The sequence below is a fragment of the Alsobacter metallidurans genome (assembly GCF_014636935.1).
Lineage (GTDB): Bacteria > Pseudomonadota > Alphaproteobacteria > Rhizobiales > Beijerinckiaceae > Alsobacter > Alsobacter metallidurans.
Genome location: NZ_BMES01000002.1, coordinates 1,840,256 through 1,857,080 on the forward strand (window position 1 = coordinate 1,840,256; position 16,825 = coordinate 1,857,080).

General features: G+C 66.9%; 13 protein-coding genes. 7 read left to right on the plus strand and 6 right to left on the minus strand.

Annotated elements, in window-relative coordinates; genetic code table 11:
- Positions 1 to 7 precede the first annotated feature (7 nt).
- Together ccoN and IEV99_RS18985 are read right to left on the minus strand one after the other, a co-directional pair.
- Positions 8 to 1,666 (minus strand): cytochrome-c oxidase, cbb3-type subunit I, encoded by a 1,659-nt coding sequence (gene ccoN / locus IEV99_RS18980; RefSeq protein WP_188519275.1) that lies wholly within the window; start codon positions 1,664 to 1,666, stop codon positions 8 to 10.
- 303 nt (positions 1,667 to 1,969) lie between these two features.
- Positions 1,970 to 4,750: an ATP-binding protein gene (locus IEV99_RS18985; RefSeq protein WP_188519276.1), complete on the minus strand. Its 2,781-nt coding sequence runs from the start codon at positions 4,748 to 4,750 to the stop codon at positions 1,970 to 1,972.
- Between the two features lie 217 nt (positions 4,751 to 4,967).
- Here IEV99_RS18985 and IEV99_RS18990 point away from each other — a divergent pair, with 217 nt between their 5' ends.
- The 3 genes from IEV99_RS18990 to IEV99_RS19000 all read left to right on the plus strand — a co-directional run bounded on the left by IEV99_RS18990 (position 4,968) and on the right by IEV99_RS19000 (position 7,984).
- On the plus strand, positions 4,968 to 5,414 hold the full coding sequence (locus IEV99_RS18990; protein ID WP_188519277.1) for a response regulator: 447 nt from the start codon (positions 4,968 to 4,970) through the stop codon (positions 5,412 to 5,414).
- The gene (locus tag IEV99_RS18995; protein ID WP_188519278.1) at positions 5,411 to 6,820 is read left to right on the plus strand and encodes a pilus assembly protein TadG-related protein; all 1,410 of its coding nucleotides are present in this window, start codon (positions 5,411 to 5,413) and stop codon (positions 6,818 to 6,820) included. Before IEV99_RS18990 ends, IEV99_RS18995 begins: the two co-directional genes overlap by 4 nt.
- A 66-nt stretch (positions 6,821 to 6,886) precedes the next feature.
- Complete coding sequence (locus IEV99_RS19000; protein ID WP_188519279.1) at positions 6,887 to 7,984, plus strand: ATP-dependent DNA helicase; 1,098 nt, start codon at positions 6,887 to 6,889, stop codon at positions 7,982 to 7,984.
- 38 nt (positions 7,985 to 8,022) lie between these two features.
- On the opposite strand, the gene IEV99_RS19005 is transcribed toward IEV99_RS19000, so the two are convergent.
- From IEV99_RS19005 to IEV99_RS19020, 4 genes are all read right to left on the minus strand, one after another.
- Complete coding sequence (locus IEV99_RS19005) at positions 8,023 to 8,997, minus strand: D-2-hydroxyacid dehydrogenase (protein ID WP_188519280.1); 975 nt, start codon at positions 8,995 to 8,997, stop codon at positions 8,023 to 8,025.
- Positions 8,998 to 9,106: 109 nt separating this feature from the next.
- A complete protein-coding gene (locus IEV99_RS19010; protein WP_188519281.1) occupies positions 9,107 to 10,021 on the minus strand; it encodes a LysR family transcriptional regulator in 915 nt (304 codons plus the stop codon).
- Positions 10,021 to 10,983 (minus strand): thioredoxin-disulfide reductase, encoded by a 963-nt coding sequence (trxB, locus tag IEV99_RS19015; RefSeq protein ID WP_188519282.1) that lies wholly within the window; start codon positions 10,981 to 10,983, stop codon positions 10,021 to 10,023. Before trxB ends, IEV99_RS19010 begins: the two co-directional genes overlap by 1 nt.
- 39 nt (positions 10,984 to 11,022) lie before the next feature.
- The gene (locus IEV99_RS19020; protein WP_188519283.1) at positions 11,023 to 12,009 is read right to left on the minus strand and encodes a mitochondrial fission ELM1 family protein; all 987 of its coding nucleotides are present in this window, start codon (positions 12,007 to 12,009) and stop codon (positions 11,023 to 11,025) included.
- 108 nt (positions 12,010 to 12,117) lie between these two features.
- On the opposite strand from IEV99_RS19020, the gene IEV99_RS19025 reads away from it, so the two are divergent.
- From IEV99_RS19025 to IEV99_RS19040, 4 genes are all read left to right on the plus strand, one after another.
- Positions 12,118 to 12,579, plus strand: coding sequence for an Lrp/AsnC family transcriptional regulator (locus IEV99_RS19025; protein ID WP_188519284.1), 462 nt, complete (start codon positions 12,118 to 12,120; stop codon positions 12,577 to 12,579).
- A 110-nt stretch (positions 12,580 to 12,689) separates the two neighbouring features.
- Positions 12,690 to 13,781 carry an ABC transporter substrate-binding protein gene (locus IEV99_RS19030; protein WP_188519285.1) on the plus strand — a complete coding sequence of 364 codons (1,092 nt, stop codon included), beginning with the start codon at positions 12,690 to 12,692 and terminating at the stop codon, positions 13,779 to 13,781.
- Positions 13,782 to 14,047: 266 nt separating this feature from the next.
- Positions 14,048 to 15,721 (plus strand): ABC transporter permease, encoded by a 1,674-nt coding sequence (locus tag IEV99_RS19035; protein WP_210318676.1) that lies wholly within the window; start codon positions 14,048 to 14,050, stop codon positions 15,719 to 15,721.
- Positions 15,714 to 16,775 carry an ABC transporter ATP-binding protein gene (locus tag IEV99_RS19040; RefSeq protein ID WP_188519287.1) on the plus strand — a complete coding sequence of 354 codons (1,062 nt, stop codon included), beginning with the start codon at positions 15,714 to 15,716 and terminating at the stop codon, positions 16,773 to 16,775. Before IEV99_RS19035 ends, IEV99_RS19040 begins: the two co-directional genes overlap by 8 nt.
- Positions 16,776 to 16,825 lie beyond the last annotated feature (50 nt).

The following is a 16,825-nucleotide window of genomic DNA, read 5'->3' on the forward strand; positions in this document are numbered from 1 at the left end:
GGTCCCCTTACTCGGCCGGAACCAGCTGGGGACGGACGGCCGCGACCGTTTCGGTCTCAGGCGACGTGATCGTCTTCCAGATGTTGAAGGCCATGATGAGCGCGCCGGCGAGGAACAGGCCGCCGCCCAGAGCGCGAATGACGTAGAATGGGTGCATCGCCTCGACGGTCTCGATGAACGAGTATTCGAGGAAGCCCAGGCTGGTGTAGGCGCGCCACATCAGGCCCTGCAGGATGCCCGAGACCCACATCGCCGAGATGTACAGGACGATGCCGATCGTCGAGACCCAGAAGTGCCAGTTGACGAGCTTCAGCGAATACAGCCGCGACCGGTTGAACACCCATGGCACCAGGCAGTAGATCGCCCCGAAGGAGACGTAGCCGACCCAACCCAGCGCGCCCGAATGCACGTGGCCGATGGTCCAGTCCGTGTAGTGGCTGAGCGAGTTCACCGCCTTGATGGACATGAGCGGACCCTCGAAGGTCGACATGCCGTAGAAGGCGACCGAGACCACCATCATGCGCAGCACCGGGTCGGTGCGCAGCTTGTCCCAGGCGCCCTGCAGCGTCATGAGTCCGTTGATCATGCCGCCCCAGGAGGGCATCCACAGGATCACCGAGAAGGTCATGCCGAGCGTCTGCGCCCAGTCCGGCAGCGCCGTGTAGTGCAGGTGATGCGGGCCGGCCCAGATGTAGATGAAGATCAGCGCCCAGAAGTGGACGATGGAGAGCCGGTACGAATACACCGGGCGCTCGGCCCTTTTCGGGATGAAGTAGTACATGATGGCCAGGAAGCCGGCGGTCAGGAAGAACCCGACTGCGTTATGGCCGTACCACCACTGCACCATGGCGTCCTGAACGCCCGACCAGGCGATGTAGGACTTCGGCGAGTAGATCGACACCGGCACGGCGGCGTTGTTGCCAAGGTGCAGCAGCGCGATGGTGACGATGAAGGCGAGATAGAACCAGTTCGCCACGTAGATGTGGGGTTCCTTGCGCTTCCACAGCGTGGTGAGGAACACCAGCAGATACGCAACCCACACGACGGTCAGCCACAGGTCGGCGTACCACTCGGGCTCGGCGTATTCCTTACCCTGCGTGATGCCGAGCAGGTAGCCCGTGCCGGCGATGACGATAAAGAAGTTGTAGCCGAGGATTACGAACCAGGGCGCGATGTCGCCGGCGAGGCGCGCGTGGCAGGTGCGCTGGACCACGTAGAAGGAGGTCGCCAGAAGCACGTTGCCGCCGAACGCGAAGATCACCGCGGAGGTGTGCAGCGGCCGCAGCCGGCCGAAATTGATCAGGCCGAAATCGAAGTTCAGCGCCGGGAAGGCAAGTTCGAGCGCGGCGTACAGGCCGACCGTGAAGCCCGCGATGCCCCAGAACACCGACGCGATGGTGGCGAACTGGATCGGACCGTAGTTGTAGTTCGGCTTGCCGTCGATCTCCTGAGGCGGGGCCTCGGCCGGACGGTTGTAATACCGATTGAAGATCGCGAAGACCGACGCGACGCTGGCGGCCGCGAACAGGTAGGCGTGAAACGCGTAAGCCGGGGTCCACGCCTTGGCGGCGATCAGGATCGACAACGCCGCGAGGGCCGCGAAGGCGATCGCCGAGCCGCCTTCTCCGATCGTTAGATGCTTGTTGACCGACGCCGTCTGCGCCATGTGCTCCCCCTTGGGACCGCGATCCCCTGTCGGGCCTCGCCGCGCAGAGCTCCTGGCATGGGCCAAGCGCCGCGCGGTCCGGCTGAATTCGACGCACCATGGTGGCGCAGGGGGGTGGGAGCGTTGACCTGGATCAATGGGGCGGGGGCCGGGCGTGCCGCCGGCCGGCCGAGCGACGCCAGAAACTTCGCTAAGTGATTGAATTTACGGCCCGCGCGGTGCGGGTGCGAAGGAGTACGTAGGGTACAAGGCGGATATGCCCTTTTGGGCAGGCAGGCGCCCGTTGCGCCTGCTTGGCGGGCCCTAGGCGGCGGCGGTGGCTTGCGGGGGCAGCTTGCCCCGCAGCGCGATCGCGGTGGCGTCGACCAGCGCGCGCAGGCGGTCGGCGTCCGCTTGCACGAGCGCCTTACCGTGTTCGCGGACCTGCGCCTCGCAGGCGCCGGCGGCCTTTGCGACCTGAATCGCCCCGATGTTGTAGCTCATCGACTTCAGCGCATGGGCGGCCTTGGCTTGGTCCTCGGGATCGCCCGCCAGCGCCTCCTCGAGTTGGACCAGCGTCTTGGGCGCATGCTCGAGATAGAGCCCGACGACGCGTGCGAGGAACACGCCTCCATCCGCCTCCGCCATCATCTCCAGCTGGCCGAACGTGTCCATGTCGAGCAGACCGTCCGGCTCCGGCGCCGTCTCGGTTGACGCTTCCACGAATGTTGGCTCCTTCGGTGCGTCTACCGGTTCGTTGCCCACGCTCAGGTAAGGCGCGAGACAATCCGCCATCGAGGCGATCGTGAACGGCTTGTGCAGGATGCCGTCCATCCCGGCGGTCTTCCACAGGTCCGCGGCCGACCCGACCACATGCGCGGTCAGCGCCACGATGGGCAGGCGCGGAGCCCCGCGGCGCGCTTCCTCGTCGCGAATGAACCGCGCCGCCTCGAAGCCGTCCAGCTCCGGCATGCTGCCGTCCATCAAAATCAGGTCGTAGCCGCCGCGGCGCGCCGCCTCCACGGCCTCGCGGCCGTCCGCCGCCACATCCGCGCTTGCGCCAAGCCGCGACAAGGCCTCCACGGCGACTTCGCGATTCACCGCGCTGTCGTCCGCCACCAGCACGCGCCGGCCCGTGAAGCGCGGCAGCGAATCCTGGCGCGCACGCCTTTCGCCGTGGAAACCCGCGAGGTCGAGCCCGGCCGCCAGCCGCGCGCCAAGGCCGTCGAGCTCCGCCTGCGCGAGCGGGCGCACCAGCACGGCGTCAGCGCGCGAGCCCGCCGCCAGTTGACGCTCGGAGCCGTCGCCCATGGTGGTGAGCGCGATCACGCGCGCCGGCCGAGCGCCGCTGGACTGCGCCAGCACCGAGCCTTCCATGAACAGGAGATCACAGGCAGGCAAACCGGTGCGCGCGATGTCGTCGGGATCGCGGCGCTCGACGCCGTAGCCGCAGGCGGCGAAGTGATCGGCCGCGACGCGCGCGGTGGCGTCTCCACGCACCGCCACGATCGCGGTCGGAAGCCGGCTCGCGATAGGCTGCACGCGCGCAACGGGCCGGGCCTCGTCCGCGCCCGGGATCGGGATCGAGAACGCGAAGGTCGAGCCACGGTCGATCTCGCTGGTCACCCGGAACGAGCCGCCCATCGCTTCCACGAGCCGCTTGCAGATCGCGAGGCCAAGCCCCGTCCCGCCGAACTTGCGCGTGGTGGTCTGGTCGACCTGCGCGAAGGCCGAGAACAGCTTGTCGACCTTGTGCTCGGGAATGCCGATGCCCGTATCAGTCACGGCGAAGCGCAGGCGCGAGGGATCGTGCGGATCGCGCCCGATCGACACCAGCACGTGGCCCTTTTCGGTGAACTTGAGCGCGTTGTTGACCAGGTTGCCGATCACCTGGTTAAGCCGGACCGGGTCGGACATGATGTGGCGCGGCACGTCAGGGGCCACGTGGGCGGCGAGGTCCAGCCCCTTCTTTTGCGCCCTCTCCCAGAACAGGCTCAGCACCGTGTCGGCTGTCTCGGTCGGGTCCACCGGGATGTGCTCGATGTCCATCTTTCCGGCTTCGACCTTCGAGAAGTCGAGGATGTCGTTGATGATGGCGAGCAGGCTCTGCCCTGAGCGGGCGATCACCTCGGCGTAGCGGCGCTGCCGGGTGGGCAGCTCGCCGGCGGTCAGCAGCTCGGCCATCACCAGCATGCCGTTCATCGGCGTCCGGATTTCGTGGCTCATGGTGGCCAGGAAGTCGGACTTCGCCGCGTTGGCGTTCTCGGCCGCGAGCTTGGCGAGGTGCAGGTCCCGCGTCCTGTCCGCAACCTGATGCTCCAGGTTCTCACGGTGCTCCGCGAGCTTGTCGTCCCGCTCGCGGATGCCCGCGATCATGGTGTTGAAGCTGGTGACGAGCTCGCCGACCTCGTCGTTGCTGCTGACGTCGGCTTCCACGTGAAAGTCGTTGCCGACCCGCACCCGCGCCATCGTGGCCGCGAGGTCGACGACCGGGCGCGTGATCGCCCGTTCCAGGCGGGCTGCGGCCAGCAACCCGAGCGCCATGGCGGCGACCCCGGCCGCCACGCTGACCAGCAGGGTCTGCCTGAGCGCGTCCATCAGCCCGGTGATCTGCTTGATGATCACGATGCGGCCAATAGGCTCATGGCCGGGTAAGCCAACGGGCTCCACGGCTTCCAAAGTGTGGCTCGTCACCACGGTCCAGAACGAGGGCGCCTCGCCCCGGCCCACCGACGCGTCCGAAAGCAACCGGGGCGCGGCCCCGAGATCCGCCAGCGCCCGGCCGTTCAGGTCCTCCACGCCCACATAGTCGATCCGGTCGGCGGCCGTTCCCTCGAAGGCCCGCATCCCGATCAGCGCATTGTAGATCGCCGCCTCGTCCTTTTCGACGACGCCCTTGGTGACCGCAGCCGCAAAGACCCGCGCGGTGCTCACCAGGATGCTCCGCTCGCTGCTCACCACCATGTGGGTGGTATGCGCCAGCGCCAGAACAGTGCTAGCCAGCACCGCAGCCCCGATGGCCAAAGCAACCAGCAGGCTGATCTTGGTGCGGATCGACCGGAAGTTTCCGGCTGGCCGGAGCCGAGGATTGGATGCGTTTTCCATTCCTACAACTCTGGATTCGCCGCTGTTGAGATCGGGTTAACGACATGTATTTCTAGACAAAAATCAACTTTGGATACGTCGGCGAGTTGCGCTCTGTACGGTTTCATTACCTGGCTACGGCTAATCTGGGAAAGAAAAGCTTCATAGTTTGGCACTACTCTGCCGTTGAGAGCAAAAGGCGAAAACAATGCTTCTGGGGCAGAGAAATCCCCTCGGGATGGGTTTCATCGTTGATGACGGGGCGAAGATCCTGGTGGCGGATGATGATCCGATCATGCGGGAGTTCGCTGTCCTGCACATGTCGTCTCCGCAGGTGATTGTCGAAACCGCGGAAGATGGGCAGCAGGCCTGGGACATGCTCGAGCAGGGCGATTTCGACCTCGCCATGCTCGATCTGGATATGCCTCGCCTGGACGGCCTCGGCCTGATCATGCGCATCCGCGCCGACGAACGGCTCGCGGCCTTGCCGGTCGTCGTCGCCACGGGCCGCGACGACCTTTTCGCGATCGACCGCGCCTATGAGGTGGGGGCGACCTCCTACGTCACCAAGCCCATCAACTGGCGGCTCCTCACCTACCAGCTCCGGTTCGTCCTGCGCGCCGACCGCGCCGCCAAGGCCGCCGCGCTCGCGTCCCATTCGTCCTCCGGAGTGGCTGCGGCGTGACCGTGTGGAGTTGGTTAGAGACGAAAGTCCGCCGGTTTGCGGGCGATCCGAATGCGGGCGTCGGCATCGCCTTCGCCGTCGCGCTTCCAGCCTTGGCCAGCGCCGGCATGTTCGCCGTCGACATGAGCAAGATCTACCAGCAGCGCAGCATCCTGCAGGCGGCCGCCGATAGCGCCGCCATCGCGAGCGCCACCGAGTTGCGCATCGCCAGCGCCGACTCCCGCCGCGTGGCTGGCGTTGCGATCGCTTATGTGGCCAGCAAGCTGTCGATGGACGCGCCTCCGATCCAGCCGACCACGGCCTATTCGACGCCAACGAAAGCAGGCGATTCCGGGCCGCAGACCACCAGCGCGACGCTCTCCGGCAACGGCGACAGCGTGCTCGTGACGACGACCTACGACAGCTCAAACGCAACCGTGGAGGTGCGGGTCAAGGAGGCGGTCAGCACCTACATGGCCGGTATTCTCTCGCAGACCATGACGCAGATCGAAGTTGCGTCCACGGCGCGCATGATGGGCGCTTCGCCGCTCTGCATGGTGGCGCTCGACGAAGCCTCCAAAGATACGCTGCGTCTCGAGAAGTCGTCCCGCGTGACCGGAAACGGTTGCGCGGTCTACTCGAACTCATCTTCCCCGTCCGGCCTCGCCGTCGACGCCAGTTCGAGTCTCATGGCGAGCCGCATCTGCAGCGTCACGACCCCGGGCGGGAAGGTGAACTCCACCCCGGCTCCCATCGCGTGCCCGGCCCTGAAGCCGGATCCGCTGAGCTACCGCAAGGCGCTGTTCGCGACCTGCCCGCTCACGCTTCCGCCGCTGGTGATCCTGGGGTCGATGACCGTGGTGCTCCCGCCGGGATTGTATTGCGGTGGCATCGTCGTGAAGGACAACGCCACCGTCATTCTGAGCGGAACGTCGGGTGCGCCGGGTGGAATCTACGTCATGGGCGGCGATCTCGTCGTCAAGGACAAAGCCACGCTGAAGATGCTGGATTCTGGAGCGGGGGCCGCATTCTACTTCACGGGCCAGAAATCCCGGTTCGATTTCGACGACGAGGCCCAGGTCTCGCTCGTCGCGCCGCGCACCGGTGAACTTGCCGGATTTCTGTTCTTCGAAGATCCGGGCCGCGCCGATGCCGGACAAGCGCCGCTCACCTATGAGATCACAAGCAAGTCCGTAAGCCAATTACTCGGCACCGTGTACCTGAAGAACGGAATTCTGAAGATCGACCTCGACACGAAAGGCCCCGGCGCACTGGCGGACAAATCGGCATTCACGGTCGTGGTCACACGTCGCGTGCAACTCAAGGACGGCCCTAACCTCGTGCTGAACAGCAACTATGCAGGCTCGTCCGTGCCGGTGCCGCAGGGCGTCGGCCCCACCGGCGGCGTCATCGCGATGACGAAATAGCCCGGGCTGGCGCAATTCATCCAAAAATCGTCTAGTGTTCCTGTTTTGGACACGAGGATTCGTTGGATGGATTGGTCTCCCCAGCAGGAGGACGCGCTGCGCCAGGTGAACGCCTGGTTGAAGCGCGGCAGCCCGCAGGTGTTCAGGATGTTCGGCTACGCCGGCGCGGGCAAGACCACCCTCGCCCGCCATTTCGCCGAGGGCGTGGACGGCGAAGTCGCGTTCGGGGCCTACACGGGTAAGGCCGCGCATGTGCTGCGCCAGAAGGGCTGCCCCGACGCCGGCACCATCCACAGCCTGATCTACCGGCCCAAGGCCATGGAGGAGGAGGAAGCGCCCTCCTTCGTGATTAACCGCGAAAGCACGGCCAGCAAGGCCGACCTCATCATCATCGACGAATGCTCGATGGTGGACGAGGAGCTTGGCCGCGATCTGCTCTCCTTTGGCGTGCCCGTGCTGGTGCTGGGCGATCCGGCCCAGTTGCCGCCCGTGAAGGGCGGCGGCTTCTTCACCGAGCACGAGCCCGACGTGATGCTCACCGAGGTGCATCGCCAGGCCCAGGACAACCCGATCATCCGCCTCTCCATGCAGGTGCGCGAGGGCGTGGAAAGGCTGCCCGCCGGCGAGTACGGGGACAGCCGCGTGATCCGCCGCGGCGACATCAACGCCGACATGGTGATGGATTGCGACCAGGTGCTGGTCGGCCTCAACAAGACTCGTCGGCTCTACAACCGGCGCATGCGCGAGTTGAAGGGTTTTCGCGACCCCATGCCGGCCGTGGGCGAGAAGCTCGTCTGCCTGCGCAACGACAAGAAAAAAGGGCTGCTGAATGGCGGCATGTGGACCGTCAAGGCCTTGCGCGAGCCTCTGAAGGGCTTCATCCGCCTTGAAATTCTTCCCGAGGACGAGGGCCGCCGGAAAGCCGCCAAGGTGAAGATCTTGCGCGAGTTCTTTGACGGCGACGCCGACGCGATCCCGTTCATCATGCGACGCGAGTCGGACGAGTTCGACTACGGCTACGCCATGACGGTGCACAAGTCGCAGGGCTCGCAATGGGACGACGTCGTGCTCTTCGACGAGAGCTACGCCTTCCGAGAACACCGCTCACGCTGGCTGTACACCGGGCTGACCCGCGCCGCCAAGCGCGTCACGATCGTGGCCTAGAGCCATGGTCCGGGGACAAGGCCCGCCCTGGACGGATGTCAAGCCACCGCGTTGCGAAGCTCGCTCTCGCCGCGCCAGAGGCGGCCGAGATTGTCCATCAGGATGTCGAGCACGTTCGCTTCGTAGCGCCGGGTCTCGCCGGCGGAATGCGGCGTCACGATCACGTGCGGCATGGCCCAGAGCGGCGATCCGGCCGGCAGCGGCTCGTCGTGGAAACAATCCAGCGCAGCGCCGGCAATGCGGCCCTTCGAGAGGACGTCGATGAGCGCCGCCTCATCCACCACTTTACCGCGAGCCACGTTGATCAGGTAGGCGCCGGGCCGCATCGCCGCGATTGCGTCGGCCCCCATCAGGCCCTGCGTTTCGGGCGTGAGCGGGCACGTCAGGACCACAAAGTCCGCGTGTGCGACGGCCTCGCGAAGGCCCTCCGTGGCCACGACCTCGTCGGCCGCCTCCGCACCCGTGGATGGGTTCCGCTTCACGCCGATCACGCGCATGTCGAACGCCTTGGCGAGTCGCGCGAGTCGGCTGCCGATGCGCCCCATGCCGACGATCACGAGGGTCTTGCCTTCGAGTTCGTCCTCGCGGCGGGTGCGATCGCCGATCATCGGCCGCCAGTGACGCTTCGCTTGCTGGTCTCGCGCCAGGTGAAGATGCCGGGTGAGCGAAAGAAGCAACCCCATCGCGTGTTCGGCCACGGCGCGCTCGTTGCCGCCCTGCGCGCTGGCCAGGCGAATGCCGCGACTGCGCAGCAGATCCTTTGGGAATTGGTCCACGCCGGCGCTGATCGACTGCACGAACCGCAGCTTGGGCGCGTTCTCGAGCAGCGCGTCACGCCACTGGAACGACACCACCAGCACGTCGACCTCGGGCATCCGCGGCAGCAGCGCCTCGGGCGTCGACACCTGGAAGTGGCGGATGCCGGTGTCGCGCAACCCGAACGCGTCCGCGAACTGGTATGCGCCATGCGCGAACGCGACGGTGAGGGACGAACGATCGGGGATCAGGCTCATACGGGACTCGCTAGGGCAGGCGCGCCCCGATCCTAGCCGAGCGCTCCCCGAACCGCGAGCCTTCATGGGGCACGGCTGTCCTCGATAGACAGCCTCGCAGATGCTCCGCTTAATATGTCCAGCGTTGCGCCTTGCTGACCAGGAAGTCCCGGAAGACCTGAACGCGCGCAACGTTCTTCATTTCTTCCGGATACACGAGGTAGCTGTCGAGCGCCGGCATGTCGTCGCCGGTGAGCACCTGGACGAGACCCGACTCGGGCTCGATCAGGTAGTCCGGCAGAACCGCGATGCCGATGCCCTTCTCGCAGGCTCGCTTCAGGGCCGTGATGTTGTTCACGGTCAGCGCCGCCTGACGGGGATGCTTGGCGTCGCGCCCCACGGTTGTGAGCCAGTGCACGTCCTGCAGGTAGGACGGCGTCTCGCCCCCGTAGGTGAGGATCCGATGCTCCTCGAGGTCGGTGACGTCCTTGGGCTGCCCCCGGCCCTTGATGTAGTCCTGCGACGCATAGGCGTGGAAATGAACGGTGAAGAGCCGCCGCTGGATCAGGTCGCCCTGCACGGGCTGGCGCAGCCGGATCGCCACGTCCGCCTCGCGCATCGAGAGGTCGAGCTCGTCGTCGGTGAGCAGAACCTGCAGCTTCACCTCCGGATACAGGTCCAGGAACTCGCCGAGCCGGGGCGTCAGCCAATTGGCGCCGAGCCCGAGCGTGGTGGTGACGCGCAGGTCGCCGTTGGGCTTTTCGCGGCTGTCGGTGAGGCGTGCGCGCGTGGCCTCCAGCTTCAGCATCATCTCCTTGGCGGTGCGAAACAGCTGCTCGCCCTGCTCGGTGAGGATGAGGCCGCGCGCGTGGCGGTGAAACAGCGGCACCGCAAGGTCGCGCTCCAGCGCGCCGACCTGCCGGCTCACCGCCGACTGGCTCAGCCCCAGCGCGTCGCCCGCATGCGTGAAGCTGCCGGCGTCGGCCGCCGTGTAGAAGATCCGGACCTTGTCCCAGTCCAGCGAATTGTTCAGCGAAAAGGGCATCACTCCGCCGCCTCTCTGTCCAGGAGGACACCGGCGAGGAACTTTTCCGCCTCGAGCGCCGCCATGCACCCGAGGCCTGCGGCCGTAACGGCCTGCCGGTAGGTTTCGTCCGTGACGTCGCCTGCCGCGAACACGCCGTCGATGTTGGTGGTTGTGCGGCCAGGTGTCGTGTGGATGTAGCCCGTGGGGCGCATCTCGACCTGCCCGGCAAAGAGCTCCGTCGCCGGCTTATGGCCGATCGCCACGAAAACGCCGTCGGTCGGCACGTCCTGCAGAGCGCCGGTCTTCACGTTTTTGAGCCGCACATGCGTGACGCCGGGCGGGGTCGTGATCCCGCAGATCTCGTCGATCACGCTGTCCCACACGACCTTGACGTTGCCCAACTGGAACAGCCGCTGCTGCAGGATGCGCTCGGCCCGGAAGCCGTCGCGCCGGTGCACCACCGTGACGCTCTTGGCGATGTTGGCGAGATAAAGCGCTTCCTCGACGGCCGTATTGCCGCCGCCCACCACCACCACGTCCTTGTTGCGGAAAAAGAAGCCGTCGCAGGTGGCGCAAGCCGAAACGCCGTAGCCCTTGAAGGCCTCCTCGGAGGGCAGGCCCAGCCACTGCGCCTGCGCGCCCGTCGCGATGATCAGCGCGTCGCAGGTATAGACTTGCCCGCCGTCGCCTGTCAGGCGGAAGGGCCGGTTATTGAGCTCGGCCTTGACGATGTAGTCCGACACCAGCGTCGTGCCGACGTGCTCGGCCTGCTTGCGCATCTGCTCCATCAGCCAGGGCCCCTGGATGGGATCGGCAAAGCCCGGGTAGTTCTCCACGTCCGTGGTGATCATCAGCTGCCCGCCTTCCTGCAGGCCGGAGATCAGCACCGGCTCCAGCATGGCGCGCGCGGCGTAGATCGCGGCCGTATAGCCGGCGGGGCCCGAGCCGAGGATGATGAGCTTGGAATGCAGAGCGGACATGTGGCGTCTCATCGAGCGGGGAGCGACGCTCAGATCGATCTAGGCGGGGGTGCTCCGATGCCGCGCGAACGCGGAGGCGATCGCCGAGGCGATTTCCGGAGTGCTATCTAATGCCGGGTATGCATAGCTTTCAAGCCGCCCTTGAAAGGAACGCACAGCTCCAAGCGCTTTTAGCGCAACAATTTGACCCGAGACGCGGCTGGCCGACCCCGGCCTGCGCTCGGACGGTTCGAAGACCAGCACCGGCCGGCCTGTAGCGCAGGCCTCTCCGACCATGTTGGTGGAATCGGCCGTGGCCACAACGGCGTCGGCGAGCCCCAGCATGGCCACGTAGGGGTTGTCGCCCTCGCCATCCCAGAAGAACCCGCCCTTGCTGCGCACAATGCTCTTCACCCCCTCGCGCAACGCCCCCGGCGTGCGGCGCGACGCGGTCGCCATCAACCCCGCCCCGGTCTGCGCCAGTGCGGCGATCTGTGCGGTGAGCCGGACGATGTCCTCGCCGCTGAACCGGTGCCCCCGGCTGTCGCCGCCGAGCAGCAGCGCCACGCGCGGCCGCGGCAGGTCGGCGAGGCGCGGGTCCGGCTTGGCGCGCGCGGCCGCGATCCGCTCGGCCGTGATCCTGTGCGGCGACGTCACGGTGGCGAGCACGTTGGGCCCGCGCAGCCGGTCATGCGCCGGAACCCAGATGAAATCCGCCGCGCCCCGGCCCGTGCGCGGATCCTTCAGGAACACCGTGAAGGTGCGCCCGCCCGAAGCGCGCTTCACAGCCGCCAGCGCTGGAACCGCGCGCCTGCCGCTCGCGATGGCGATGTCCGGCAACGGCCCGGCCAGCGGCCCGCCCTCACGCCCCGGCGCTTCTCGGGGATCGACGGGCCCCCAGGGCGCCAGCCACGCCCAGGGCGCGCGCGGCGCGACGCGCCGCAGCTCGGGCGACAGGCCGAGCGCCTCGGCGACGCCCAGGCACTGGCCCTCGTCGCCGGCCTTGCCGTCCGTGATGATCCAGCAGGTGGTCGCGGGTGGAAGCATGGTGGGCGAGTGGCACGGAATAGCCGCCCCGGCAAGGCCCCGCCCTTCCCCACCGCCCGGTTCACGTCTAAACAGAAGCCCGATTTTGCGCCGCAGCGGAAACCGCCCTTGCCCACACGTCTCGACGACATCGACCTCAAAATCCTCCGCGAGCTGCAGGCCGATGGGCGCATGACCAATGTCGAGCTCGCCAGGCGCGTCGGCATGTCCGCGCCGCCCTGCCTGCGGCGCGTGCGGGCGCTGGAGGAGGCCGGGATCATCAAGGGCTATCGCGCGCTTGTGGACGAGAAGACGCTCGGCTTCGAGATTGTGTTCTTCGCGTTCGTGCATCTCTCCAGCCAGGCCGAAGGCGATCTCGCCGGCTTCCAGGCCCGCATCCGCGACTGGCCGGCTGTACGCGAGTGCTGGACGCTCTCGGGCGACATCGACTTCATGCTGAAATGCGTCGCTCCGGACCTGCGCGCCTTCCAGGCGCTGGTGGCCGAGCTCACGGCCCTCGCCAATGTCCGCACCATCCGCACCGCCGTGGCGCTGGACAACGTCAAGGACGAGGCCATCGCGCCGATTTAGCGCTCACGCCGACCTCGCGAGGGCCTGACAGGTTCACGACAGGTTCACGCGCTAATCCTTGCCGTAACGGGACAGCGATCCCGGAAACGGAAACCCAAGGAGATATCGCGATGAAGCTCGCCCTCCCGCTCGCATCGGGCCTCGCGCTCGTGATGACCGCCGGCCTCGCGGCCGCCCAGGTCCCGGCCGGCTACCCGGCCGACTATGCCCAGACCATCGAAGCGGCCAAGAAGGAAGGCAAGGTCGTGGTGTACGGCACCACCGACGCCGCCGCCGCCAACTTCCTGGTCAAGGATTTCGAGGCGCTCTACGGCCTCAAGGTCGAGTACAACGACCTCAACTCCACCGAGCTCTACAACCGCTTCATCGCCGAGGCCGCCGCCGGCCAGGGCACCGCGGACGTGACCTGGTCCTCCGCGCAGGATCTCCAGATCAAGCTCGCGAATGACGGCTACGCGGCCGCCTACAAGACGCCGGAAGCCGCCGCCATCCCGTCCTGGGCCAACTACAAGGACACGGCCTACGGGGTCACGTACGAGCCCGTCGCGATCGTGTACAATAAGCGTCTGGTGCCGGAAGGCGACGTTCCGAAGACGCACGCGGACCTGCTGAAGCTGCTGCAGACCAAGACCGACGCCTACAAGGGCAAGGTCACGGCCTATGACCCCGAGCGTTCGGGCGTCGGCTACCTGTTCTTCACGCAGGACGACCTCGCCTTCAAGCAGGCCTGGGACCTGTTCAAGGCCATGGGCAAGGCCGAGATGAAGCTCTACACGTCGGCCGGCGCCATGATCGAGCGCGTCACCTCGGGCGAGCACACCATCGGCTACGGCGTGTTCGGCTCCTACGCGCTGTCGCGCTCCAAAAAGGACGCGAACATCGGCATCGTCCTGCCGAAGGACTACACGCTGATCGCCTCGCGCGTGGCGTTCCTGTCCAACAAGGCCAAGAACCCGAACGCCGGCAAGCTGTTCCTCGACTACATGCTGTCGAAGCGCGGCCAGACCATCATCGCCAACCAGGCCGAGCTCTACTCGCTGCGCGACGACGTGCAGGGCGAGGCGACGGTCGCGAAGGTCAAGGAGCAGGTCGGCGACGCCATCCGGCCGATCAAGATCGACGCGGATCTTTCGGCCAACCTCGACACCATCAAGCGGCTGAAGTTCATCAAGCAGTGGCAGGCCGCCATGAAGGGCAACTGAGCGCACCTGCGCTTTGAAGCCCGGCTGAGCCTGTAGAGAGCCCTCATCCTGAAGAACATCGCCCCTTGGCGATGTGTCTCGAAGAACGAGGGACTCCTGCCGGCTCAAGCCGTGCAGCCTCCTGGACCCCTCGTCCTTCGAGACGCCATGTTGCGCATGGCTCCCCAGGATGAGGGCATTTGCAGGCTGCCCCCCTTTTGAACTCGAGACGCAGGCCCGCCATGGACCTGCGTCCTCTCCCCACCGGCCGCGCCGGGAGACCCGCCATGCTGCGTTTCGCGACATTCCGCTTCGCCGTGCTGGCCATCATGGCGTCCGCCGTGATCGCGCCCATCGGCCTCATCATCTACCAGAGCTTCCTGGACGGGCCGTTCTTCACCCCCAACGTGAAGTGGACCCTGGAAGCCTACCAGTTCGTGATCGAGGACGACGAGTTCTGGGACGCGCTGCGCACCTCCATCATCGTGGCGGGCGGCATGACGGCCATCGCGGTCCCGCTGGGCGTCATCCTGGCCTTCCTGCTGGCCCGCACGGACGTTCCCGGCAAATGGATCCTGGAGCCGCTGGTGCTGGTGCCGATCTTCATGTCGGCCGTGGTGCTGGCCTTCGGCTATGTGGTGGCGCTCGGTCCGGTGGGCATCTTCTCCACCTTCGTGAAGGGCATGATCGGCACGGTGCCGTGGAGCATCTACTCGGTCACGGCGATCACCATCATCGCCGGTCTCACGCACGTGCCGCATGTCTACCTCTACACGTCGGCGGCCCTGCAGAACCTTGGCGCCGACCTCGAGGAAGCCGCGCGCACCACCGGCGCCTCGCCGCTGCGCGTCGCCGTCACCGTCAGCCTGCCGATGGTCACCCCCGCCGTGCTCTACGCGGCCGTGCTGATCTTCTTCCTGGGCTTCGAGCTCTTCGGCCTGCCGCTCGTGCTGGGCGATCCCAAGGGCGTGCTGGTGCTGGCCACCTACCTCTACAAGCTCACAAACAAGCTCGGCGTGCCGTCCTACCAGCTCATGGCCGTGGTGGTGGTCGCCATCATCCTGATCGCGATCCCGCTCGTGTACCTGCAGCGCCTGCTGCTGTCGCAGAGCAACAAATACGTCTCGGTGCGCGGCAAGGCCGCCAAGCGCGCGCCGCTGCGCCTCGGCGCCCTGCGCTGGCCGGCCTTCGGGCTCATCATCCTGTGGTTCGTCGTCACGGTCGGCATCCCGGTGTTCGGCATCCTGCTGCGGTCCTTCGTGACGACCTGGGGCGAAGGCGTGCGGCTCTCGGAAGTGCTGACGCTGTCGCACTACCGTGACCTCGTCGACTATCCCAACGCCATGCACGCCATCGTCAACACGATCCTGATCGGCGTCATCGGCGGCGGCCTGGCGGTCGCCTGCTACACGGCCGTGTCGCTCGCCATGCACCGCTGGCGCTCGGGCTGGACGCGCCTCGCCGACTACCTGGTGATGATCCCGCGCGCCATGCCGGGCCTCGTCGCCGGCCTCGCGATGCTCTGGCTGTTCCTGTTCCTGCCGCCGTTGCAGCCGCTGCGCGCCACCCTGTTCTCGGTCTGGCTGGCCTACACGATCGTATGGCTCGCCTACGGGACGCGGCTGGTGGCCGGCACCATGCTGCAGATCGGCCCCGAACTGGAGGAAGCCGGGCGCTCCGTCGGCGCCACGGCCGGCCGGGTCGCCCGCGACGTCACGGTGCCGCTGGCGCGCTCCGGCATGATCGCCGCCTGGGTGCTGATCTTCCTGATCTTCGCCCGCGAATACTCCACCGGCATCTACCTGCTCGGCCCGGGCACGGAAGTGATCGGCTCGCTCATGGTGTCCTTGTGGGGCACCGGCGCGATCGACCTCGTCTCGGCTCTCGCGGTCATCAACATCGTGATCATCTCGGTGGGCCTCGGCCTCGCCCTGCGTCTGGGAGTGCGCCTCCATGGCTGACCTCGTCATCGACAACATCAAGCTGAGCTACGGATCCGTCGACATCCTGAAGGGCGTCTCGATGACGCTCGAGAAGGGCCAGATCGTCGCCCTGCTCGGCCCCTCGGGCTCCGGCAAAACCACCCTGCTGCGCTGCGTCGCCGGCCTTGAGGAGCCCTACGCGGGGCGCATCGTGATTGCCGGCAAGACGCTGTTCGACGGCGCCAAGGGCATCAACCTTCCGCCGGAGGAGCGCGGCCTCGGCCTCGTGTTCCAGTCCTATGCGCTGTGGCCGCACAAGACCGTGTTCGACAACGTCGCCTACCCCCTGAAGCTGCGCGGCGTCTCCGGCGCCGACGTCAAGACCCGCGTCGCCAAGGCGCTGGAAAGCATCGGCATCGGCCATCTCGGCGCCCGCTTCCCGCACCAGCTCTCGGGCGGCCAGCAGCAGCGCGTGGCGCTCGCCCGCGCGCTGGTCTACGAGCCGCCCGTGATCCTGCTCGACGAGCCGTTGTCGAACCTCGACGCGAAACTTCGCGAAGAGGCCCGCGTCTGGCTGCGCCAGCTCATCAGCGAGCTCGGCCTTTCGGCGCTGTGCGTGACCCACGACCAGGTCGAGGCCATGGCGATGGCCGACCGCATTCTCCTTCTCAACGGCGGCGTCGTGGAGCAGCAGGGCACGCCGGAGGAGATGTACGGCCGGCCGGCCACCCTGTTCGCGGCCGAGTTCATGGGCGCCAATAACCGCCTGCCCGGCAAGGCCGTGAGCGTATCGGGAGACGCTGCCACGCTGGTGGTGGGTGACACGCGCCTCGACGGTCTGCCCTGCGGGCCCGTGCAGGAGGGCGACAACGCGCTCGGCATCGTGCGCCTCGAGCAGGTGCGCGTCGCCGAAGGCCCCGGCCCCAACCGGCTGCGCATGACGCTGACGGCGGAGATGTACCTGGGCGAGCGCTACGAACTCCTGTTCAAGCGCGACGACGTGACGGTGCGGATCTTCTCGCCCACTCGCATCGCCGGCGGCGAGCACTGGCTGGAGTTCCCGCGCAGCGCGTTCTGGGTCTGCAAGGCGTAGCGCCAAGCCGCGGCACCGGAATGCGAGCCTGAAGCTCGCGGTCCGGCTCC

Bases quoted from the DNA above. Each gene is read 5' to 3' on its own strand.
- ccoN (WP_188519275.1), bottom strand. From the start codon at position 1,666: ATGGCGCAGACGGCGTCGGTCAACAAGCATCTAACGATCGGAGAAGGC.
- IEV99_RS18985 (WP_188519276.1), bottom strand. From the start codon at position 4,750: ATGGAAAACGCATCCAATCCTCGGCTCCGGCCAGCCGGAAACTTCCGG.
- IEV99_RS18990 (WP_188519277.1), top strand. From the start codon at position 4,968: ATGGGTTTCATCGTTGATGACGGGGCGAAGATCCTGGTGGCGGATGAT.
- IEV99_RS19000 (WP_188519279.1), top strand. From the start codon at position 6,887: ATGGATTGGTCTCCCCAGCAGGAGGACGCGCTGCGCCAGGTGAACGCC.
- IEV99_RS19005 (WP_188519280.1), bottom strand. From the start codon at position 8,997: ATGAGCCTGATCCCCGATCGTTCGTCCCTCACCGTCGCGTTCGCGCAT.
- IEV99_RS19010 (WP_188519281.1), bottom strand. From the start codon at position 10,021: ATGCCCTTTTCGCTGAACAATTCGCTGGACTGGGACAAGGTCCGGATC.
- trxB (WP_188519282.1), bottom strand. From the start codon at position 10,983: ATGTCCGCTCTGCATTCCAAGCTCATCATCCTCGGCTCGGGCCCCGCC.
- IEV99_RS19020 (WP_188519283.1), bottom strand. From the start codon at position 12,009: ATGCTTCCACCCGCGACCACCTGCTGGATCATCACGGACGGCAAGGCC.
- IEV99_RS19030 (WP_188519285.1), top strand. From the start codon at position 12,690: ATGAAGCTCGCCCTCCCGCTCGCATCGGGCCTCGCGCTCGTGATGACC.
- IEV99_RS19035 (WP_210318676.1), top strand. From the start codon at position 14,048: ATGCTGCGTTTCGCGACATTCCGCTTCGCCGTGCTGGCCATCATGGCG.
- IEV99_RS19040 (WP_188519287.1), top strand. From the start codon at position 15,714: ATGGCTGACCTCGTCATCGACAACATCAAGCTGAGCTACGGATCCGTC.